Origin of the sequence: Streptomyces venezuelae, from assembly GCF_008642375.1 — a bacterium.
GTDB classification, from domain to species: domain Bacteria; phylum Actinomycetota; class Actinomycetes; order Streptomycetales; family Streptomycetaceae; genus Streptomyces; species Streptomyces venezuelae_G.
This window is the reverse complement of sequence record NZ_CP029194.1, coordinates 7731556-7754570: the sequence shown is the minus strand read 5'-3', so window position 1 is coordinate 7754570 and position 23015 is coordinate 7731556. Positions and strand designations below refer to the sequence as shown.

The 23015-nt window shown below is 74.1% G+C and carries 8 protein-coding genes; 2 read left to right on the top strand and 6 right to left on the bottom strand.

Annotated features, from left to right (window positions below; translation table 11 throughout):
• Window positions 1-37 precede the first annotated feature (37 nt).
• The 3 genes from DEJ46_RS35295 to DEJ46_RS35285 are packed head-to-tail and all read right to left on the bottom strand — an operon-like array spanning window position 38 to window position 3161.
• On the bottom strand, window positions 38-976 hold the full coding sequence (locus tag DEJ46_RS35295; protein WP_223835336.1) for an ABC transporter ATP-binding protein: 939 nt from the start codon (window positions 974-976) through the stop codon (window positions 38-40).
• A complete protein-coding gene (locus DEJ46_RS35290) occupies window positions 973-2097 on the bottom strand; it encodes a FecCD family ABC transporter permease (RefSeq protein ID WP_190623054.1) in 1125 nt (374 codons plus the stop codon). The genes DEJ46_RS35295 and DEJ46_RS35290 overlap by 4 nt, the downstream gene beginning before the upstream one ends.
• On the bottom strand, window positions 2094-3161 hold the full coding sequence (locus DEJ46_RS35285; RefSeq protein WP_411757845.1) for a FecCD family ABC transporter permease: 1068 nt from the start codon (window positions 3159-3161) through the stop codon (window positions 2094-2096). The genes DEJ46_RS35290 and DEJ46_RS35285 overlap by 4 nt, the downstream gene beginning before the upstream one ends.
• A gap of 158 nt (window positions 3162-3319) precedes the next feature.
• On the opposite strand from DEJ46_RS35285, the gene DEJ46_RS35280 reads away from it, so the two are divergent.
• A complete protein-coding gene (locus DEJ46_RS35280; RefSeq protein ID WP_150272946.1) occupies window positions 3320-5017 on the top strand; it encodes an ABC transporter ATP-binding protein in 1698 nt (565 codons plus the stop codon).
• Complete coding sequence (locus DEJ46_RS35275) at window positions 5014-6897, top strand: ABC transporter ATP-binding protein (RefSeq protein ID WP_150272944.1); 1884 nt, start codon at window positions 5014-5016, stop codon at window positions 6895-6897. Before DEJ46_RS35280 ends, DEJ46_RS35275 begins: the two co-directional genes overlap by 4 nt.
• Window positions 6898-7062: 165 nt before the next feature.
• Here DEJ46_RS35275 and DEJ46_RS35270 read toward each other — a convergent pair whose 3' ends face one another.
• The 3 genes from DEJ46_RS35270 to DEJ46_RS35260 form a co-directional block, all read right to left on the bottom strand.
• Entirely contained in the window at window positions 7063-7272 is a 210-nt protein-coding gene (locus DEJ46_RS35270; protein WP_150272942.1) for an MbtH family protein, read from the bottom strand.
• Entirely contained in the window at window positions 7269-21671 is a 14403-nt protein-coding gene (locus tag DEJ46_RS35265) for a non-ribosomal peptide synthetase (RefSeq protein ID WP_150272940.1), read from the bottom strand. The genes DEJ46_RS35270 and DEJ46_RS35265 overlap by 4 nt, the downstream gene beginning before the upstream one ends.
• Before the next feature lie 184 nt (window positions 21672-21855).
• Window positions 21856-22920, bottom strand: a complete 1065-nt coding sequence (locus DEJ46_RS35260) for an iron-siderophore ABC transporter substrate-binding protein (protein WP_150272938.1) — start codon at window positions 22918-22920, stop codon at window positions 21856-21858.
• Window positions 22921-23015 lie beyond the last annotated feature (95 nt).

Sequence of the window (23015 nt, the reverse complement as noted above, 5' to 3'; positions counted from 1 at the left end):
GCTGTCGGCAATGTCGGCGGTGGCGTCGGCGGCTGTGTCAGGGGGCCGGGGCGAGTGCGGTGGCCCCGGTCGTGGGCGCGTACCGCTTGGGCGCCGCCGGCACCATCAGCGGGGTCCCCGTCTCCGGGTCGTCGATGATCCGGCAGGGCAGGCCGAACACGTCCTCGACGAGCTCGGCGGTCATGACGGTCGACGGGTCGCCCTCGGCCGCGATCACGCCTCCGGGCCGCATCACGATGAGGTGCGTGGCGTAGCGGCACGCCTGGTTGAGGTCGTGGAGGACCGCGACGACGGTCTGGCCCCGGCGGGCGTGGAGTTCGGCACACAGGTCGAGGACCTCGACCTGGTGGGCGATGTCCAGGAAGGTCGTCGGCTCGTCGAGCAGGAGGATCGAGGTCTGCTGGGCCAGGACCATGGACAGCCACACGCGCTGGCGCTGGCCGCCGGAGAGGTCGTCGACGGGGCGGTCGGCGAGTTCGAGGACGCCGGTCTGCCGCATCGCCTCGACGACGGCCGCCTCGTCGTCGGCCGACCACTGCTTCAGCATGCCCTGGTGCGGGTACCTGCCGCGGGCGACGAGGTCCCCGACGGTGATGCCGCCGGGCGCGGTCGAGGACTGCGGGAGCAGCCCGAGGCGGCGGGCGACCTCGCGGGAGCGGTACGAGCCGATGGCGCGGCCGTCGAGATGGACCTGTCCGGCACGGGGCTTGAGCATCCGGGCGAGGGCGGTGAGGAGCGTGGACTTGCCGCAGGCGTTCGGGCCGATGATCACAGTGAAGGAGTGGTCGGGGATCTCGACGTCGAGGCCGGTGGCCACGGTCCGCTGGTCGTAGGAGAGGGTCAGGTTCTCGGCGCGCAGGCGGGAGGCCGGAGGGTTCGCCGGACCCGCCGACGGACCGTTCGTCGGACCGTTCGCCGGACTGCTCGCCGGAGTGCTCGTCGGACTGCTTGTCGGACGCTTCGCTGTTGCTGTCATGCGCGGCTCTTTCGCGACTCGGTGACCAGTAGCCAGATGAGATAGAGCCCGCCGACGCAGCCGGTCGCCGTGCCGACGGGGAGGAGCGCGGGGGCGAAGAGGCGCTGCACGGCGAGGTCGCTCAGGGCGAGCATGACCGCGCCCATGAGGGCGGACGGCAGCAGGGCGGGCCCGGACGAGCGGGTCAGTTTCCGGGCCACCTGCGGCGCGGCCAGGGCGATGAACCAGATGGGGCCGGTGACGGCGGTGGCGAAGGCGGCGAGGGCGACGCTGATGACGAGGAGCAGCGTGCGCGTGCGGGCCACGTCGACACCGAGGGCCATGGCCGTGGTGTCACCCATCTCCACCATGGAGAGGCGGCGGGAGAGGAAGAAGGCGAGCGGCAGCAGGACGGCGACGGCGATGCCGATGGCGGTGGCGTGCGTCCAGAGCCGGTTGCCCAGGCTGCCGATGAGCCAGGCCTGCGCCTCCAGGGCCTCCTGGAAGGTTGCCCGGGTGATCAGGTACGAGTTGACGGCGAGGAGCAGGGCGCTGACGCCGATGCCGACGACGACCAGCCGGAATCCCTGGATGCCCCGGCCGAGCATGAGGAGGTGGACGGCGAGGGCGGTGGCGAGGCCGCCGGCCAGCGCGCCGATCGCGATCTGCGTCATGCTGCCGTGGAGCACGACGATGACGACGAGCGCGCCCACGGCCGAGCCGTTGGTGAAGCCGATGATGTCGGGGCTGCCGAGGGGGTTGCCGGTGATGCTCTGCAGGATGGCCCCGCTGACGGCGAGCGCGGCGCCGACGCAGAGCGCGGTCAGGAGCCGGGGCATGCGCAGGGTGTTGACGACGAAGTCGGCGATGCCCGAGCCGTTGCCGGTGAGCGCCTCGACGACCTCTCCGACGGTGAGGTCGAAGTCGCCGGTGGTGAGGGTGACGCCCGCGACGGCGAGGAGCGCGACGAGGAGGGCGGCGGTGACGGCGACGGTCCGGCCCCTGACGAGCAGGGACACGGCCCCCGAGGGCGTACGGACGACCCGGCCGCTGACCACACGGGCCGGGGCGGAGTCGGCGGCGGGCCCTCTCCCGGAGCCGGGCGGGGGTCCGGAGGCCTTCGCCTCCCGTACGGCAGTCACAGCATGACCAGCTTTCGGCGGCGGCACAGGGCGATGAAGAGGGGCGCTCCGACGAAGGCGGTGACGATGCCGACCTGCACCTCGCCGGGGGCGCCGAGGATCCGGCCGAGGACGTCGGAGCCGATGAGGAGGACGGGGGCGATGAGCATCGAGTACGCGAACACCCACCGCTGGTCGGGGCCGACGACGAAGCGGGCGACGTGCGGGACGGCGAGCCCCACGAAGCCGATCGGTCCGGCGGCGGCGGTCGCGGCGCCGCACAGGAGCATCACGGCGACGGCGCCGAGGGCGCGGGTCCGGCCGACGTTCACGCCGAGGGCCCGGCCCATCTGGTCGCCCATGGCGAGGGCGTTGAGCGAGGGGGCGAGGACGAGGGCGATGACCAGGCCGGCCCCGATGAAGGGCAGGGCCATCAGGACGATGTCGTAGTAGCGGCCCGCGAGGGAGCCGACGGTCCAGAAGCGGAACTGGTCGAAGGCCCTGGGGTCGAGCAGCAGGATCGCCCAGTTGAAGGCGTACAGCACCGCGGTGACCGCGGCGCCGGCGACGACGAGCCGCTCGGGCGAGGCGAGTTTCCGGCCGGAGGAGCCGAGCAGGTAGACCCCGACGGACGCGGCGGCGGCGCCGGCGAGCGCGAACCAGACGTAGCCGAGGGGTGTCCCGATGCCGAAGAAGGCGATGGCCACCACCACACCGGCGGAGGCGCCGAGGTTGACGCCGAGCATGCCGGGGTCGGCGAGCGGGTTGCGGGTCAGGGCCTGCATCAGGGCGCCGGCGAGTCCGAGCGCCATGCCGACGAGCATGCCGAGGAGAGTCCGGGGGATGCGGTAGTCATGGACGATCACCGACGTCTCCGAGCCGTCGGGGTTCCACAGGACGTGCCAGGTGGCGGTGAAGGGGATGCCTCGGGTGCCGACCCAGACGCTGACGAGGGAGACGAGGACGAGAGCGGCGACGCCCAGCAGAAGGCCGAGGCTCCGGAGCGTGGCACCGGTGCGGCCCGATGAGGGTGCGGCGTCGACGGCCTTCCCGACCTGTTCGCGGGACTGGACGGACAACGACAGCTCCCCTTACGGCAGTTGGCGCGTGGGTCGAGCCCCGCGGTACGCGATCTGACAAGCCGGTACTTAGGTGAGCCTAACTGAACCGGTACAGCCGGTCAACGCTCGTCAGGTCAGAGTAGGCTTACCTAACCATTCACTCGTCTCCGTGGAGGAGCCACATGCCAACGGGCGTACCGACAGGGGCAGTTGTCCTCGGTCGAGCGATCAGAGGGCAACGCCCCCGCGTCATCGCGGCTTCCCTGCTCGGCATGACCCACCAAGGCTGCGAGGCCCTGGTCCCGGTCGTCATCGGCGTCATCATCGACTCGGCGGTGGCGACCGGCTCCTCCGCGTCCCTGCTGCGCTGGCTCGTCGTCCTCGCGGTCCTCTTCCTCGTCCTCTCCACGTGCTACCGCACCAGCGCGCGCATCACCGAGGGCGCGGGCGAGCAGGCCGCGCACCGGCTCCGCCTGGAGCTGGCGGCGCGCGTCCTCGACCCGCGGGGCGGCGCCGAGACGAACCGTCTCCCGGGCGCCCTGACCAGCATCGCCACCAACGACGCCCGCCGGGTCGGCTCCGTCGCGACCGCCATCTCGTACGGAGTGTCGGCGGTCGCCGCCCTCGTCATCAGCGCCGTCGCCCTCCTCAGGATCTCCGTCCCGCTCGGCCTGCTCGTCCTCCTCGGCATCCCGCCGCTGCTCTGGCTCGGGCACCGCATCAGCCGCCCGCTGGAGCGGCGCAGCGAGACCGAGCAGGAGCGCGCCGCCCACGCCTCGGGCGTCGCCGCCGACCTCGTCGCGGGACTGCGCGTCCTCAAGGGCATGGGCGCCGAGTCCGCGGCCGTCGCCCGCTACCGCACCACGAGCCAGGACTCGCTGGCCGCCGCCCTGCGCGCGGCCCGCAGCCGGGCCGGGCACGAGGGCGCGGTCCTCGCCCTGACGGGCGTCTTCATCGCCGTGATCGGCCTGGTGGGGGCCTACCTCGCGATGGACGGCAGCATCAGCGTCGGCGAGCTGGTGGCCGCCGTGGGTCTGGCGCAGTTCCTTCTCGGACCGTTCCAGCTCCTCACGTACGTCAACGCCGAGATCGCCCAGGGGCGGGCCTCCGCCCGGCGCATCGCGGAGGTGCTGGCCTCGCCCGTCACCGTCGAGGGCGGCGAAGCCGTCCCGTCCGACGCGGCCGCCGGACACCTCGCCCTGCGTGGCGTGTCGCTCGGCGCCCTGCGCGGGGTGGACCTCGACCTGCCCGCCGGCGGCCTGACCGGCATCGTCACCCGGGACCCGGCGGCCGCCGCCGACCTGCTGCTCTGCCTGGCCCGGGAGAAGGACCCCGCCGAAGGCACGGTCGAGCTCGACGGCGTACCTCTGACCGGGCTCGACCCGGACGCGCTGCGCCGGGCGGTCCTGGTCGCCCACCACGACGCGGACCTGTTCGAGAGCACCCTCCTCGACAACGTCAGGTCCGGGGCCGACGGCGACACGACGGCGGTCGAGAGCGCCCTCGCGGCTTCCGCCGCCGACGACGTGGCCCGGCTGCTGCCGGACGGCGTGGACACCCTCCTCGCCGAGCGCGGCCGGTCCCTCTCGGGCGGTCAGCGCCAGCGCGTGGCGCTCGCCCGCGCTCTCGCCGCCGACCGGCCCGTGCTCGTCCTGCACGATCCGACGACCGCCGTCGACACCGTCACCGAGTCGCGGATCGCGCACCGGCTGCGGGAGGTCCGCCGGGGCCGTACGACCGTCCTGGTCACCACCAGCCCCGCGCTCCTCGCGGTGACGGACCGGGTGGTGGTCCTGGAGGACGGCGCCGTACGGGCGGACGGCCACCACAACGAGCTGCTGGCCGCGGACGAGACGTACCGAGCGGCGGTGCTGGCATGACGACCGACGAGAGCGCGCTCACGACATCGCCCGAGGAGACGGAACAGACCATGAGCGGAACCACCCAGGACCGCGCGCTCCTGCCGACCGCGACCGGCGCCGAGTCCATGGCGGCGCTGCGCACCATGCTCCACGGCCACCGGCTCCTGGCCGTGGGCGCGCTCACCGTCCTCGTCGCCGGGACCGCCGTCGGGCTGCTGACCGCTCCCCTGCTCGGGCGGATCGTCGACCTGGTGGTGGAGGAGCGGGGCGCCCAGGCACTGACGGTGCCGCTCGTCCTGCTGATCGCCGTCGCGGTCGCCCGTGGATTGGCCACCGCGGTCGGCGGCACGCTCGTCGCACGGCTCGGCGAGACCGTGCTCGCCGCGCTGCGCGAGCAGTTCATCGAGCGGGCGCTGCGGCTGCCGCTCGAACGCGTCGAGGCGGCCGGCTCCGGGGACCTCGTCTCCCGGGTGACGAGCGACGTGACCATGATCGCGAAGTCGGTGCGGCAGGCCCTGCCCGAGTTCAGCCGGTCCGCGCTCACGATCCTGCTCACCTTCGCCGGACTCGCCGTGCTCGACTGGCGGTTCCTGCTCGCCGCGCTGCTCGCCGCGCCGGTGCAGGTCCTCTCCGTGCGGTGGTACATGCGCCGTTCCTCCCCCGTGTACGGCGCACACCGCATCGCCACCGGCGCGTTGCAGCACCAGCTGCTCGACAGCGTCGGCGGCGCGCGGACGGTACGCGCCTTCCGGCTCGGCGGGACGCACACCGGCCTCCTGGAGGAGCGGTCGGCCGCGGCGCGCGACCTGGGACTGCGGGGCATCCACCTCGTCTCCGGCTTCTTCTCCCGGCTGAACCTCGCCGAGTTCATCGGCCTGGCCGCGATGCTCGCCACGGGCTTCGTCCTGGTCGACGGCGGCTCGGCGAGCATCGGAACGGCGACGGCCGCCGCACTGTACTTCCACAGCCTCTTCAACCCGATCAACGCGACGCTGTACCTCCTGGACGACGCCCAGTCCGCAGGCGCGAGCTTCGCCCGCCTGGTGGGCGTCTCGGCCCTCCCGGCCGAGTCCGCGCCGCAGGGTGCCGACACGCCTGTGGACGGCTCGGTGACGGTCTCGGGGATCAGCCACGCCTACGGCACCGGCGCTCCCGTGCTGCACGAGATCGACCTGACGGTACGGAGCGGGGAGCGGGTCGCCCTGGTCGGCGCGAGCGGGGCGGGCAAGACGACCCTCGCGAAGGTCATCGCCGGGGTCCACGAGCCGACCTCCGGCTCGATCACCCTCGGCGGGGTGCCCGTCGGCAAGCTCGGCCCGGCCGGGGTCCGGCGCGCGGTCACCCTCATCAGCCAGGAGGTCCACGTCTTCGCCGGCCCGCTCGCCGAGGACCTGCGCCTGGCCCGCCCCGAGGCCGACGACGAGGAACTGCGCGCGGCCCTGGACAAGGTGGGCGCCCTGGAGTGGGCGGAAGCACTGCCCGAGGGCCTGGCCACGGTCGTCGGGGAGGGCGGCCACCGGCTGACCGTGACGCAGGCGCAGCACCTCGCCCTGGCCCGACTGGTCCTCGCCGACCCGCCGGTCGCCATCCTCGACGAGGCGACGGCCGACGCGGGAAGCGCGGGCGCCCGCGTCCTGGAGGACGCAGCGGCCCGCGCCCTGGAGGGCCGCACGGCCCTGGTGGTGGCCCACCGCCTCCCCCAGGCGGCGACCGCCGACCGCGTCGTCGTCCTGGACGGGGGCCGCGTGGTGGAGAACGGCACCCACGAGACGCTGACCGCGGCGGGCGGCCACTACGCCGACCTCTGGACAGCCTGGTCGGCCACCCGCCGACACCCCACGGAGAAGATCCCGAACCCCGCCTCGACCACCGAGACCCCGGTGTCACCGGCCGTCTGACGATCCGGCCGTAGGCACGGTCGGGCAGAACGCGGGCGGCGTGCTCTCCCACCCTGGTGGCCGGGCTTCCTCCCGGCATGAGTGCGGGCGCGAAGGAGGGGTGTCACGACGGATCGTCGTGACACCCCTCCTTCGTTCTTCCTTGCCGGGACCTTCCCGGATCCGTCAGCTCTGCCGGGCGACCAGGCTGGCCGGGCGGAGGTCGGTCCAGTGGGACTCCACGTAGGTCAGGCACGCTTCTCTCGTGTCCTCGCCGAACGCGGTTCGCCAGCCTGCGGGGACCGCGGCGAAGGCGGGCCACAGTGAGTGCTGGTTCTCCTCGTTCACCAGGACCAGGAAGCGGCCCTGCGGGTCCTCGAAGGGGTTGGTCGTCATGCGTTGTCGCTCCTCATGGATGTGGCGGGGAACAGCTCGGAGAGCGGCTGTTCGGGGTCGGCTGCCACGGTGCGCAGCAGGGTCTGGAGTTCTTCGGCCAGGCGGCGGGCCGTCGCGTCACTGAGTCGCCCGGGCGCGTGGATGAGGCCGCAGTGCACGGGCCCGTCGCCGAGCGGCTCGTAGAAGGAGAGCGTCAGGTCCGCACTCGTCCTTCCGGTCTGTACGGTCCGGAGGGCGCCCACGCCACCCTCCAGGCGGTCGAGGTCGGCCTGTTCGTGGTGGACGACCATAACCTGCGGGCCCTCCGGGCGCAGGCCGGCCGTCCGGACCACCGCGTCGAAGGGGACGTCCTGCTGGTCGAGCGCGCTGAGTGTGGTCTCCCTGACGCGGGCCAGCAGCTCGGCGAAGGCCGGGTCTCCCGCCGTGTCGGTGCGCAGCACGACCGTGTTGAAGAAGCAGCCCACCAGGTCGGCGAGTTGGTCGTCGGTGCGCCCGGCGACCATGGTGCCGATCGGCAGGTCCGTGCCCGCGCCGTGGGCGGTGAGCAGCGTCGCAAGGGCCGAGTGCAGGACCATGAACATGCTCGTGCCGGTCGCCCGGGCGAGACGGTCGACGTCGGCGTGCAGGCGGTCGTCGAGGGTGAATTCGACGACCCCTGTCGCCGCCGCCGCGGAGGCGGCGTTCCCGGTCGGCAGAGTCAGTTCGCGCGGGGATCCGCTCAGCGTGCGGCGCCAGTAGGCAAGTTGGCGTCCGCCCCGGCTCTCCCGGTCCTCCGGGTCGCCCAGTACCTCGCGTGCCCAGCGGGTGTAGTCGGTGTACGTCACCGGCAGCGGTTCCCAGGCCGGTGACCGGCCGGCCGTGCGCGCTGCGTACGCCGTCGTGAGGTCGCGCAGGAGCGGGACCACGGACCATTCGTCCACCGCGAGGTAGTGCATGGCGAGCAGGACCGCCTGCGCCCCGTCGGGGGCGGTGAGCAGCCGGACGCGGAGTGCAGGTTCCTCTTCCAAGTCGGGCTTTTGTCCGGCCAGTTCACGCAGTCGGGCGTCCAGGTCCGCGCAGCGCTCCGAGGCGAGGGTCGGTGCCTCGGCGGCCCGGCGCAGCACCGTCCCGTCGGGCTGTTCGGCGAAGGCCGTGCGCAGGGGCTCGTGCCGGGCCGTCACGTCGGCCAGCGCGACGGCGAGCGCCTCCGCGTCGAGCCCGCCGGGCGAGCGCAGCACCAGCGCGTGGTCGAAGCCGGGGTTCCTGCGGTGGGTGTGCCACTGCCACTGCTGGACGGGGGCCACGGAGAGGTCGGCCGCCGCGTCCTCCATCGGGCGCAGGGCCGGCCGCGCGGCCGTGGCGCCGTCCAGCTTGGCCGCGATGCCGGCGACCGTCAGGGCGTCGAAGACGTCCCGGATGCTGAGCTCCGCGCCGAACTCGGAGCGGATCCTGCCGAGCAGCCGCATCGACGCCATCGAGTGGCCGCCGAGTGCGAAGAAGCTGTCGTGGACGCCGACTTCGTCCAGCTTGAGGATCTCGCAGAACAGCTCGGCGAGCCGGGCCTGCGTCGGCGTCGCCGGGTGGGCGTCGCCGGTCATCGCCGACCACTCCGGCGCGGGCAGCGCCTTGTGGTCGAGCTTGCCGTTCGGCGTGAGCGGCAGCGGGCCGTCCAGGGCGACGACGAGCGCGGGGACCATGTACTCGGGCAGCAGCCCCGCGACATGGGCGCGCAGCTCCCCCGGGTCGAGTTCCCTCGGCGCTCCCTGGACCGTCTCCGGCACGGCGTAGCCGACGAGCCGCACGATGTCGCCGTCGCGGTCGGGCAGGACGGCCGCCTGGGCGACGGACGGGTGGCCGGCGAGCGCGGCCTCGATCTCGCCCAGCTCGATGCGGAAGCCGCGGATCTTCACCTGCGTGTCGACCCGGCCGAGAAAGTCGAGGTTGCCGTCGGAGCGCCAGCGCGCGCGGTCGCCCGTGCGGTACATGCGGCTGCCGGGCGCGCCGAACGGGTCGGCGACGAAGCGCTCCGAGGTGAGACCGGGCTGCCCCAGGTAGCCCCGGGCGAGGCCGCGCCCCGCGACGTACAGCTCGCCGACGACGCCGGGCGGCACCGGCCGCAGGTGCTCGTCGAGGACGTAGCAGCGGGTGTTCGGGTCGGGGCGGCCGATCGGCACCCGGCCGGGTGCCCGGCCGCCGTGCTCGCGCGCGGGCCAGAGCGTGGAGTTGACCGTCGCCTCGGTGAGTCCGTACGCGCAGATGAGGTTCGCCGTGGCGCCGAACCGCTCGAAGAGGTCCGGCGGCACCGTCTCGGTGCCGACGAGGACGGTCGAGCCCTCGGGCAGGGCGCAGCCCGGGGGCAGCGCCGACACCAGCGACGGCGGCAGGATCATGTGCGTGATCCGCTGGTCCGCGAGGAAGTCGGTGAGCGCGGGGCCCGCGACCCTGGCCTCGTCGGTGATCAGGACGAGCCGGCCGCCGTGGCAGAGGGCCATGGCCAGTTCGAAGGCGAAGACGTCGAAGCCGATCGAGGCGAACTGGAGGACGCGGCTGTCGTGTTCCAGACCCATCCGGTCGACGGCGGTCGCGACGAGGCTGGCGATGCCCTCGTGCGGGACGACGACGCCCTTGGGGCGGCCGGTGGAGCCGGAGGTGTAGATCACGTACGCGGCCTGGTCCAGACCGGCCGGGCCGGCGGACGGCGGCGGGGCGTCGAGCGTGTCCAGTTCGGCCGCGGTGTCCGGGGCGTCGAGCAGGAGCACCGGGACGCCCGGCACTTCGGGGATCTTGCCCGCGACGGGCTCGGTGCCGACGACGACGGCCGCGCCCGAGTTCTCGATCATGTACGTGAGCCGGTCGCCCGGGTGGACCAGGTCGAGCGGCAGGAAGGCGGCGCCCAGCTTCAGGGCGGCGACGACCGTCGCGATCATGTCCACCGAGCGCGGGACGGCCACGCCGACCACGCTCTCGGCGCCGACACCGCGGGCGGCGAGCAGGCGGGCGAGGCGGTCCGCGCGGGCGTCGAGCTGGGCGTACGTCACCGACCGGGAGCGCTCGACGACGGCGACGGCGTCCGGCCGTTCGGCGACCCAGCGGGCGAACAGCGCGGGCAGCGTCTGCTCCTCGACCTCGCGGGGCCCGCCGTTGAAGCCTTCGAGGACCAGCCGGCGTTCCTCGGCGGAGAGGATCTCGGCCCGCGACACGGGCTGGTCGGGGGCTGCGACGAGGGCCGTGACCAGCCTGCGGAGGCGGTCGGCGACGAGCTCGGCGGTCTCCCGGTCGAAGAGTTCGGTGGCGAACTCCAGACGGCAGCCCAGCGAGCCGGCACCGTCGCCGCTGCCGGCGAGGGCGGTCGTGTGTTCCGTGAAGCTGAAGACCAGGTCGAACTTGGCCGTACCGATCCTGAAGGGCACGTAGGAAGCCTGGAGGCCCGGCAGGCGCAGCTCGTCGTCGGTGCGGGCGTGGTAGCCGACCATCACCTGGAAGAGCGGGTTCCGGGAGAGCGAGCGGGTCGGGTTGAGGTTCTCGACGACCGACTCGAAGGGGACGTCCGCGTGGGAGAACGCGGCCAGGTCGGTCTCCCGCACCCGGGCCAGCAGCTCGGTGAAGGTGGGATCGCCGGCGAGGTCGGTGCGCAGCACCAGGGTGTTGACGAAGAAGCCGACCAGCTCGTCCAGGGCCTCGTCGCCCCGTCCGGCGATGGGTGCGCCGAGGGGGATGTCGGTGCCCGCGCCGAGCCGGTGCAGGAGGGCGGCGACGGCCGCGTGCACCACCATGAACATGCTGGCGCCGGTCTCGCGGGCGAGCCTCCTGAGGCCCTCGTGGACCGTCCGGTCGAAGGCGATGTCGACCTCGGCCCCGGTGAACGCCGGGCGGGCGGGGCGCGGCCGGTCGGTGGGCAGTTCCAGCTCCTCCGGGGCGCCGGCCAGCGCCGTGTCCCAGAAGTCCAGTTGCCGCGCAGCCAGGCTGTCGCCGTCCGACGGGTCGCCGAGGAGGCTCCGCTGCCAGAGGGCGTAGTCGGCGTACTGGACGGGGAGCGGCTCCCAGGCGGGGGCGGCGCCGTCCAGACGGGCCGTGTAGGCGGTGGTCAGGTCCCGCAGGAAGGGGCGGTCGGACCACTCGTCGGTGGTGATGTGGTGCAGGAGCAGGACGACGACGTGGTCGCCGGGTGCCACTTCCACGATCGTGGCGCGGACGGGCAGTTCGGCGGCGAGGTCGAAGGGCCGGCGGACGGCGGCGTCCACGATGCCGGGCACCTCGTCCTCGGTGGCGCGCAGGTGCTCCACGGCCGGGAGGACACCGGCGGGCAGGACCCGCTGGAACGCCTGCCCCTCGCGCTCTCCGAAGACCGTGCGGAGCGCCTCGTGGCGGGCGGTGACGTCGGCGAGGGCGGCGCTCCAGGCCGTGCGGTCGAAGGCGCCGCGCAGGCGCATGACGAGCGGGAAGTTGTACGCGGCCGAGGTGCCCTCGATCTGCTGGATGACCCACAGGCGCTGCTGGGCGTGCGAGAGCGGCAGTTCGGCGGGCCGCTCGGCCGAGGCGAGCGCCGTCAGGGCGGGGCGGGCGGCGCCGCGCGAGGCTGCGGCGCGCTCCACGAGTTCGGCGACGGTGGGCGCCTCGAACAGGTCGCGGATCGCCAGCTCGGCGTCGAGCGCCGTACGGGCGCGGCTGACGAGCCGGGTGGCGAGGAGCGAGTGGCCGCCGAGGTCGAAGAAGTCGCTGTCGACGCCGATGCTGCCCTCGGCGAGGCCGAGGACCTCCGCGAAGAGCGCGCACAGCGTCTCCTCCTGGGGCGTGCGCGGCGCCCGGGTCTCACCGGTGCCGGCGAAGTCGGGGGCGGGCAGGGCCTTGACGTCCAGCTTGCCGTTCACGGTCAGCGGCAGTGTGGCGACCGTGACGAGCGCGGACGGCACCATGTAGTCGGGCAGGCCGGCCTTCAGGTGCTCGCGCAGCCGCGGGACGAGCGTCTCGTCGTCGGGCCCGGCGCCTTCCTCCCGTACGACGTACCCGACCAGGCGCTTCGTCCCGGCAGCCTCGTGGACGACCACGGCGGCGTGGGCGACCTCCGGGTGCGCGGACAGGGCCGTGGCGATCTCGCCGAGTTCGATGCGGTAGCCGCGGATCTTCACCTGGTCGTCGGTGCGGCCGAGGAAGTCGAGCAGGCCGTCGGGGCGCTGCCGTACGAGGTCGCCCGTGCGGTACATGCGCTCGCCGGGCTCGCCGAACGGGTCGGCGACGAACCGCTCGGCCGTGAGGCCCGCCCGGTCGTGGTAGCCGCGGGCGAGGCCCGTGCCGGCGATGTACAGCTCGCCGGGGCAGCCCGGCGGCACGGGGCGCAGCATCGTGTCGAGCACGTGGGCGCGGGTGTTGCGGATGGGTACGCCGACGGTCGGCGTCGCGCTGTCGGTGGTGGAGCCGCCGAGGGTGTTGATCGTGTACTCGGTCGGGCCGTACAGGTTGTAGCCGTAGGTGTCGTCGGTGTCGCGCAGGCGCGACCAGACCGTGTCGGACACGGCCTCGCCGCCGAGGAGGACCAGGGCGGGCCGGTGCCGGCCGGTGGTCGCGTCCTCGTCGTCCCGGTCGAGCAGGCCCTCCTCGATGAGGAGCTGGGCGTAGGTGGGGGTCACGTTGACGACGTCGACGCGGTGCTCGTCGCAGTAGGCGACGAGGGCCTCGGCGTCGCGGCGGAGCTCCTCGTCGCAGACGTGGACCTCATGGCCCTCGACGAGCCAGAGCAGCTCCTCCCAGGACATGTCGAAGGCGAAGGAGACGGTGTGCGCGATGCGCAGGCGCCGTCCGCCGGCCGAGGCGATGGCCGGGTCGAAGATCTCCTTCTGGTGGTTGAGCTGCATGTTCGTCAGACCCCGGTAGGGGGTGACGACGCCCTTGGGGCGGCCGGTGGAGCCCGAGGTGTAGATGACGTACGCCGGGTGCTCCAGGCGGTCCGGCACGCCGCGCGCGAACGCGGGCCGCTCGGCGTCCGTGAGGTCGCCGCCGGACAGCGCGGCCAGCTCGGCCTTCAACGCCGGTTCGTCGAGGAGGATTTCGGGGGCCACGGGGCCGTCCTCGCCGCGCAGCGTCGGGGCGACGGCGGTCGTGGAGAGCAGGCACAGCGGCCCGGTGTCCTCGGCCATCAGGCGGAGCCGGTCGGCGGGGTGGTCGAGGTCGAGCGGCAGGTAGGCGGCGCCGGTCCGCAGGACGGCGAAGAGCGCGGCCACCATCTCGATGGACCGGGGCAGCGCGAGCGCCACGACCGTCTCGGGTCCGGCGCCGCGCGCGAGGAGCAGCCGGGCGAGCCGGTTGATCCGCGCGTCGAGTTCGGCGTACGTGAGGGCGCGGTCGCCGAAGACGAGGGCCACGGCGTCGGGGGTGCGGGCGACCTGGGCCGTCAGCATGTCGGCGACCGTCTCGTCCGGGACGTCCTCGCGGGTGGCCGCCCTGCCGGACTCCAGCGCGGCGCGCTCCTCCGGCAGCAGCAGGTCCACGCCGGCGGTACGGGCGGCCGGGCCTTCCGTCTCGTCCGGGGCCCCGTCCAGGGCCTCGCCCAGCCGGTCGAGGACCGTCGTGAAGCGGGCCAGGATCGTGGCGGCGGCCTCGGCGTCGAAGAGGTCGGGCCTGGCCGCCAGGGTCACCCGCAGCCGCGTGCCGGGCGTGACGATCAGGGTGAGCGGGAAGTGGGTGCCGTCGACGTTGGAGACGCCGGTGATGCCGTGGCGCGCCCGGAGCTCCGCCGCGCGGTCCTCGCCGTCGGCGGAGCGGAGCACGAAGAGGGTGTCGAAGAGCCGGCGGTGGCCGGTCTCCTGCTGGAGCGTGCCCAGGCCCACGTACTCGTACGGCATGACGGAGGCGCGCTCGGACTGCATCCGCCGCAGCAGGTCGAGCAGCGGCTCGTCCGGGGCGAAGGCGATGCGGGCGGGAACGGTGTTCAGGAACATGCCGATGATGCCGGCCACGTTCGGCACGTCCGCCGGGCGCCCGGCGACCGCCGTGCCGAAGGCGACGTCCCCGCGGCCCGTCATCGCCGAGAGCACCAGGCCCCAGGCGGCGTTCAGGACGGTGTTCAGGGTGAGTCCGTGGCGCCGGGCGAGGGCGCGGAGCCGGTCGCTGCTCTCCTGGCCGAGGAGGGCGTCGAAGTCGGCCGGGATGACCGGGCCGGCGTCCCGTCCGGACGGAGCGACGAGCGTCGGCTCGTCGAAGCCGTCGAGCGTGCCGCGCCAGGCGTCCAGGGCGGCGGCGGTGTCCTGGGCGTCGAGCCAGGCCAGATAGTCGCGGTACGAGCCGGGCAGCGGCAGACCGGTGGCGTCGCCGGCCCGCTCGTACAGCGTGAACAGCTCCTCCAGGAACAGCCAGGCGGACCAGCCGTCCCAGAGGATCAGGTGGTGGGTGACGACGAGCCGGTCGCGGCCGTCTCCGAGGCGGATCAGCAGCAGGCGGCAGAGCGGCGCGGCGGACAGGTCGAAGCGCTGTCTGCGGTCGGCGGCGAGCAGCTCCTCCACCCGGGCCCGCCGCTCCTCCTCGGGCAGATGGGTCAGGTCCTCCACGGACAGCGGGATCTCGGCGCCGTCCGCGATGAACTGCACGGGCCGGGGCAGGCCGTCGCTGGTGAATCCCGCGCGCAGGCTCGCGTTGCGAGCGAGGAGCGCGCGGCAGGCGGCCCGCAGCCGGTCGGCGTCGACCTCGCGGTCGAAGTCCAGGACCTCCTGGGACTGGTAGACGTCGAGGGCGTCACCCGCGTCGTAGGTGGCGTGGAAGTACATGCCCTCCTGGAGCGGGGAGAGCGGCCAGACGTCCGCGACCGGGAGCCCGGCGGCGGTGTGGACGCGCGCGGTCTCCTCCGCCGTGAGGACGAGTCCGCCCAGGGGGCCCTGCTCGGGAGCCGGGGCGGGCGCCGGGGGCGCGGCGGCGGTCAGCTGGTCGAGCAGGGCCTTCAGGGCCGGGTCGACGGCCGCGCCGGACTGCTGCTGGAGCGCCAGGACGGCCTGGAGGGCGGCGGCTGCCTGCCCGGCGTCGCCGGCGGAGACGGTCACGCCGTCTGAGTGCACGGGTACCTCGGGTGTCTCGGGTGTCACGGGTGTGGGGGGATCGGCCGGGGCCGCGGCGGCGGCCGCCTCGGCGAGTGCGGCGGGCGTACGGCAGACGAACACGTCGCGCGGGCTGAGCGTCAGCCCGCGCTCGCGGGCACGGGTGGCGACGGTGATGGAGGTGAGGCTGTCGCCGCCCAGGACGAAGAAGTCGTCGTCGACGCCGATCCCCGGGACGCCCAGGACGTCGGCGAAGATCGCGCACAGGTCCCGCTCGCGCTCGTCGCGGGGCGCGCGGCCGTCCGCACGGGGCGCGGCCTCGGGGGCCGGCAGGGCGTTCTGGTCGAGCTTGCCGCTGGGGGTCAGCGGCAGTTCCGCGAGGACGACGACGGCGCCGGGCACCATGGGCGCGGGAAGCGCGTCGGCGAGCGCCGCGTGCAGCGCCGCGCCCTCCGGGGCGGCGCCGGCGGCCGGGACGGCGTACCCGACGAGTGCGCCGTCGCGGACGGCCACGGCGGCGCGGGCGACGCCGGGGAGGGCCGCGAGGGCGCTCTCGATCTCGCCCGGCTCGATGCGGTTGCCGCGGATCTTGACCTGGCGGTCGGTGCGTCCCAGGTACTCGACCGCCCCGTCGGCGCGCCGCCGCACCAGATCGCCGGTGCGGTACATCCTCCCTCCTTGCCCGCCCTCGGGCAGGAGGGGCCCACCCGGCGCCCCGAACGGGTCGGCCACGAACCGCTCGGCGGTCAGCCCGGGCCGCTCGTGATAGGCCCGCGCGAGCTGGACGCCCGCGAGGTACAGCTCGCCGGGGACCCCGTCGGGCACCTGCCGCAGGAACGGGTCCAGGACGTGGAGCCGGGTGTTCCACACGGGGTGGCCGATCGGCACGGCCGGCTCGTCGTGCCCCTCGCCGCCTCCCTCGTACGGGAAGTACGTGACGTCGACGGCCGCCTCGGTGGGGCCGTAGAGGTTGTGCAGCGGCACGGGTCCCCGCCCGTCGCGGGCGGCCCGCGAGGTGAGGTCCCACCAGCGGCGGGCGTCGGCGGTGGTGAGCGCCTCGCCGCTGCAGAACACGCGGCGGAGGCCGACCGCCCAGCCGGGGAGGTCCGTGGCGGCCTCCATGACCTGGACGAACGCGGCCAGCATCGAGGGCACGAAGTGGACCGTGGTGACGGCCCGGTCGTGGATCAGGCGGGCGAGATAGGCCGGGTCGCGGTGGCCGTCGGGGCGGGCGAGGACGACGGTCGCGCCCTCGGTCAGCGCCCAGAAGAACTCCCACACCGACACGTCGAAGCTGGACGGGGTCTTCTGGAGCACCCGGTCGTCGGCGGTCAGCCCGTATGCGTGCTGCATCCAGGCGAGCCGGTTGACGATGGCCCGGTGGGTGACGGCGACGCCCTTGGGGCGGCCGGTGGAGCCCGAGGTGTAGATCAGGTACGCGGGGTGGTCGGGTCCGGCGACCGCCGGGGCGGGCTCGGCGGGCAGGGACGCGTCCCGCTCGTCCTGGGCCGGCTCCGGGTCCGGCTCCGCGTCCACCAGGACCCGGTCGAGGCCCGGGACGGAGGGCAGCCGTCCGGCCGACTCCCCCGTCGTCACGACCGTGCGGGCGCCCGAGTCGGTGAGCATGAACGCGACCCGGTCGGCCGGGTAGTCGAGGTCGACGGGGAGGTAGGCGGCGCCCGTCCTGAGGACGCCGAGGAGCGCGACCATCAGCTCGGCCGAGCGCGGCACCGCGACGGCGACGTACCGCTCGGGGCCCGCGCCGTGTGCCCGGAGCCGCCGGGCCAGAGCCTCGGCACGCCGGTCGAGTTCGGCGTACGTGAGGGTGGTGTCCTCGAAGACGACGGCCGGGGCGTGCGGTGTCCGCGCCACGCTCGCGGCGAAGAGGGAGGCGAGAGTCGCCTCGGGAACGGGGTGCGCGGTGGCGTTGAGTTCCGCGAGGTGTTCCCGCTCGCGGAGGGAGAGCAGTCCGGTCCTGCCGACGAGCCGCGAGGGTTCGGCCACGACGGTCCGCAGCAGGGCGGCGAACCGGCCGGCGAGAACGGCGACGGCCACCTGGTCGAGGCGGGCCGCGTCGTGCTTGAACCGCAGCAGCAGGCTGCCGTCGGTCGGCTCGACGACGAGCGCGAGCGGGTAGTGCACGGCGTCCAGGACCTCGGCGCCGGTGATGCGCAGCTCCTCCGGCCCCGCTCCGTCGGCGGGTCGGGCGGTCGGGTAGTTCTCCAGCACCACGAGCGTGTCGAAGAGTTCACCGCCTCCCGCGACGCGCTGGATGTCGGCGAGGCCGAGGTGCTGGTGGTCGAGCAGGGCCGTGTGCTCGTCCTGGACGCGCCGCAGGAGGTCGGTGAGCGACTCGTCGGCGCGCAGGGTCACGCGGGCGGGGACGGTGTTGATGAAGAGGCCGACGGCGGAGTCGAGGCCCGCGACCTCGGTGGTGCGCCCGGACACGGTGGTGCCGAAGACGACGTCCTGGCTGCCGGTGAGCGCGCCGAGGAGGAGGCCCCAGGTGCCGTGGAGGACGCTGCTCAGGGTCAGGCCGTGGGTCCGGGCGTAGGCGGTCAGCTCGGCGGTGAGGTCCTGGGGAAGCCGGGTGTCGACGTGCTCGGGCCGGGCGGGCGCGTCGGCCACACCCGTAGGGGCCTCGGTCCCGGAGACCTCGGGCAGCCGGGTAGGTCCGGTGATCCCGGCGAGGGCGCCGCGCCAGGCCTCGCGCGCGGCGGACCGGTCGCGGCCCGCGAGCCACGCCAGGTACGGCTCCGGGGGGACGGGCTCCGGCAGGGCGTCTCCCCGGTAGGCGGCGGCCAGTTCCCGGAGGAGGACGGAGACGGACCAGCCGTCGGCGACGATGTGGTGCAGGGTGAGGAGGAGCCGGTGGCTCTGCCCGTCCCTGACGAGGGTGGCGCGCAGCAGCGGCGGCCGGTCGAGGGCGAACCGCTCGGCGCGGTCGGCGCGCAGGAGTTCGTCGAGCGGGGTGGCGGCGGTGTCGGCCTCCCGCCACGGCAGGGTCACGTCGTCGGCGAGCCGCTGGACGATCTCGCCGCCGGGCAGCTGGCGGTACGAGGCACGCAGCAACGGGTGCCGGTCGAGAAGCAGTTGGAGCGAGCGGCGCAGCCGTTCGGGGTCGACGGGGCCCGCGAGGTCGAGGAGTTCCTGGACGACGTAGAGGTCCGGGGCGCGGTCGTCGAACTCCGCGTGGAAGAAGAAACCTTCCTGTAGTGGGGAGACGGGCAGCGCGTCCGCGTCGAGCCGTACCCGAGGAGCCGGGACGGTGACCGTCTCAGCGGCGATCCGGGCGAGCGCCGCGACGGTCCTGTTCCGGAACACCTCGCGCGGGGTGATCGCGAGACCGGCATCGCGGGCGCGGTTGACGAGCTGGATGGCGACGATGCTGTCGCCGCCCAGCTCGAAGAAGCTGTCGTGGACGCCCACCGACGGCAGGCCGAGGACCTCGGCGAACAGCGCGGCGAGCGCGGTCTCGGCCGGGCTGCCGGGGGTGTCGGCGCCGGTCATGGCCGTCCACCGCGGCTCGGGCAGCGCCTTGCTGTCGAGCTTGCCGTTGGGGGTCAGCGGGAGCGGTCCGTCGAGGACGACGACGGCCGACGGGACCATGTGGTCGGGCAGCGCCTCGGTCACGTGGGCGCGCGCTGCGGCCACGGCCGCCTCGGCCGCCGCGCCGCTCGCCTCCGCCACCAGATAGGCGACGAGGCGCTTCACGCCCCGGTGGTCCTCGCGGGCGAGTACGGCGGCCTGGGCGATGCCCGGGCAGGCCATGAGGGCGCTCTCGATCTCGCCGGGCTCGATGCGGTGGCCGCGGATCTTGAGCTGACCGTCCGCGCGGCCGAGGAACTCCAGGTTGCCGTCGGCGCCCCAGCGGACCCGGTCGCCCGTGCGGTACATGCGGGTGCCGGGCTCGCCGTACGGGTCGGCGACGAACCGCTCGGAGGTCAGCCCGTGGCGGCCCAGGTAGCCGCGGGCGAGGCCGCGTCCGGCGACGTACAGCTCGCCCTCCGTGCCGACGGGCACCGGGCGGAGGGCCGTGTCGAGCACGTAGGCGCGGGTGTTGGGGTCCGGCCGGCCGATGGGCGCGGGGCCGGGCCGGTCGGGCTCGGCGAGCCAGAGCGTGGAGTTGACGCTCGCCTCCGTGAGGCCGTACGCGACGACGACGCGGAGCCTGCCGTCCCAGCGGGCGATCAGTTCGCCCGGGACCGCCTCGGTGCCGACGACCAGCACGGAGCCGGGGGGGAGTTCACACTCCTGCGGCAGCGCGGAGACGAGCGAGGGCGGCAGGATCATGTGGGTGGCGCGGTGGTGGGCGATGTAGTCGGTGAGCGCGGGGCCCGCGACGCGGCGCTCGGCGGGGACCAGGATGATCCGGCCGCCGACGCACAGCGACATGACGAGGTCCCACACCGTCACGTCGAAGCCGACGGACGCGAACTGCACGACCCGGCTGTCGGCGGTGATGCCGATCCGGTCGGTCGCGGTGGCGATGAGGCTGCCGACGCCGTCGTGCGGGACGACGACACCCTTGGGGCGGCCGGTCGAGCCGGAGGTGTAGATGACGTACGCGGCCTGGTCGAGGGCGACCGGGACACCCGGGTCGGTGCCGGCCTGGGCGGCGAGGGCGTCGGTGGTCGCGGGGTCGTCGAGCAGGAGGTGGGCGGCGTCTCCCGCCCCGGGGAGTTCACCGGCGAGCTCGCGCACGGTGAGGACGGTCCGCGCCCCGGCGTCGGCGAGCATGTAGGCGATGCGGTCGCGGGGGTGGTCCGCGTCCAGCGGCAGGTAGGCGGCGCCCGCCTTCATCACGGCGAGCACGGCGACGACGAGCTCCGGCGAGCGGGGCAGGGCGACACCCACGACGTCCTCGGCGCCCACGCCGCGGGCGGCGAGGAGGCGGGCGAGCCGGTTGGCGGAGGCGTTGAGTTCGGCGTAGGTCAGCTCGCGGTCCTCACAGACGACGGCCGTGGCGTCGGGCCTGCGTCGGACCTGGCGCTCGAAGGCGGCGGGCCAGGAGAGCTCCGGCACCTCGCGCGGCGCGACACCGAACTCGGCGAGGACCAGGGCCTGTTCGACTGCGGAAGCGATGTCGAGGTGGCCGATGGGGCGGTCGAGGTCCTCGGTGAAGGCGTCCAGCAGGGCGAGGAAACGGCGTTCGTGGTCCGCGAGCGCGGCCTCGTCGCAGACGTCCGCATCCGCGTCGAGGTGGACGGTGAGGCCTCGGCCCTGCCGGGTCTCGGCGAAACTGAACGCGAGGTCGCTCACGGGCCCGAGCCACTCCGGGCGCAGCTCGGCCTCGTGCTCGGCCCCGTCGGTCGCGAAGCGCAGCCCCTCGGGGCGCGGCAGGATGTTGACGGTCGGTCCGACGAGTTCCGGTACGCCGTCGACGAGGCCGAGGTCCCTGGCCAGGTCCTCGGCGCGGTAGCGGCCGTGGGCGACGGCGTCGGCGACCGCGTCGCGGACGTGGGCGACGAGGGCGGCGGCGGTGACGGCGGGCCCGGCGGCCAGGCGCAGGGGGACGATGTTGGACACCATGCCGGGGACCGTCGCGGCGACCTCGCCCTGTCGGGCGGTGACCGGCAGGCCGAGGACGAGGTCCTGTTCGCCGCTGACGCGGTGGAGGTAGGCGGCGACGGCCGCGACGAGCACGCGGGACGGGCGGACGCCCGCGCCGCGGGCGGCGGCGTGCAGCCGGTCGACGTCCTGGGGGGCGAGTTCCGTCGTACGTCGCAGGCGTCGCGTCATCGGGGAGGCACCGCGCTCGACGAGGCGTACGGGCTCGGTCCGGCCGGCCATGCGGCGGGCCCACCAGTCGTGGTCCTCACCGTGCCGTGCCGACGTGCGGTACGCGCGGTCGGCGGCGACCAGGCGGGCGAGGGACCGCTCGCCGGGCGGCGGCGCCTGCTCCCCCACCGTGTAGAGCTCGCCGGCGCGCCGGGTGACGAGGGCGGCGCCCATGCCGTCGGCGACGATGTGGTGATAGCGCTGGACCCACAGGACGTGGTCGTCGGCGAGCCGCAGCAGGGCGTGGCCGGTGAGCGGTCCGTGGGCGAGGTCGACGGGCCGGTCCCGGTCGGCGGCGGTCCACGCGGCGGCGGCCTCCTCGGGGTCGGCGGCGGCGCGCAGGTCCACGACGGTGATGTCGACGGGGAGGGGCCGGGGCACCTGGCGCGGCCCGTCCTTCCCGGGGACGATGTTCACCCGCAGGCACTCGGCCTCTTCGACGGCCCCGTGGACGGCGGCGGTGAGCCGGTCGATGTCGAAGCCGCCGCGGAGGTCGAGCGTGAACACGATGTTGTAGGCAGAGCTGTCCGGCTCCAGTTGCTGGGCCAGCCAGATACCGGACTGCCCGCCGGTGAGGGGGATCCCGGAAGCGGACGTCCGGTCCGACTCGACGTCAAACATCGTACGAAGTGGCCTTTCCCTGGAGGTGCGTCGGTGTGGGTGGTCCCGGGCGCGGCTCGGCACCCCTCCGTGCGCGGGGTGCGGCTCGATCGCCGACGGCGGGGCGGGGCCGCCCGCCACGCCGTCGGTTCCGGTCGACACACCCTGACGCCGCGTCAGCGGCGGGTGCGGCAGCGGTGCGCCGTCACTTGACGGCCGCGAGCAGCGGCTCGATCTCGTCGATCGCGTACGGGATCGACAGGACGGTGTTGAAGGAGAACGCGGCGCCGATGTCCGGGTCCTGGTAGGGCACGAACAGGTCGCGCTTCTCCTGGTTGACCTTCAGCTTCTTGTAGAGCGGCTCGGCCTTGATGCGGTCGTTGGCCTCGGTGCTGGAGGTGACCCAGACGAGCCGGTCGACGTCGAGGATGTTCAGCTTCTCGGCGCTGAGTTCGGCGACGTTCCACCCCGGCTTGGCCAGGCCGTCGATCTCGGGCTTCAGCTTGAATCCGAGCTCGGAGAAGAAGATCGCCTTGGGGTCGGTCTTGGTGAACGCCGAGTACTTGCCGGCCTCGAAGGAGTCGGCGACGGCCAGCGTCTTCGTCGCGAACTCGGGGTGCTTCTCGCGGACGGCCTTGAAGCGGGTGCCGATGTCGGCGATCAGCTTCTCGGCCTCGGCGTCCTTGCCGAGCGCCTTGCCGATCTGCCGGGTCATGACCTGCCAGGGCGCCCCGTAGTCGGGGTGCTCCTTGGGCTGGGCGACGACCTTGGTGAACTTGGAGAGCGTGTCGTACTGCTCCTTCTTCATCCCCGAGTACTGGGCGATGACAAGGTCCGGCTTCAGCTGGGCGATCTTCTCGATGTTGTACTCGTCGCGCTCACCGACGATCACGGGCTTGACGGAGCCCCACTTGTCCTTGGTCCAGGGCCACTTGCCGTACGGCTGCTCCTTGAACCAGTCGACCGAGCCGGCCGGCTTGATCCCGAGCGCGAGGACCGCGTCCTGGTCGGAGAGGCCGAGGGTGACGATCGTCTTCGGCTCCTTGTCGATCGTCGTGCTGCCGTACTTGTGCGCGACGGTGACGGGGAACGCGGCGGGCTTGTCCGCTCCGCCGGCCGATGCCGGGGCGGAGGGGGAGGAGGACGACCCGGTTTTCTCCGTACCGCCCCCACAGGCGGCGAGTGCGAGCGCCGCCACCGCGAGGACGGCAACACGGGGAGCGGATCTGGCGAACCGCACAAGGGCGGTGGGACGTGCACCAGTTGACACGGACTTTCCTTTCACGGGGATTCACAGTGCGTGCCGCTGCCGCCGGGCGGGAGTCCGTCCGGCGGAGGGGCGGCGGGTGCCGCGTGGGGGGCGCG

Bases quoted from the DNA above. Each gene is read 5' to 3' on its own strand.
- DEJ46_RS35265 (WP_150272940.1), bottom strand. From the start codon at position 21,671: ATGTTTGACGTCGAGTCGGACCGGACGTCCGCTTCCGGGATCCCCCTC.
- DEJ46_RS35280 (WP_150272946.1), top strand. From the start codon at position 3,320: ATGCCAACGGGCGTACCGACAGGGGCAGTTGTCCTCGGTCGAGCGATC.
- DEJ46_RS35295 (WP_223835336.1), bottom strand. From the start codon at position 976: ATGACAGCAACAGCGAAGCGTCCGACAAGCAGTCCGACGAGCACTCCG.
- DEJ46_RS35275 (WP_150272944.1), top strand. From the start codon at position 5,014: ATGACGACCGACGAGAGCGCGCTCACGACATCGCCCGAGGAGACGGAA.
- DEJ46_RS35270 (WP_150272942.1), bottom strand. From the start codon at position 7,272: ATGACGACCAACCCCTTCGAGGACCCGCAGGGCCGCTTCCTGGTCCTG.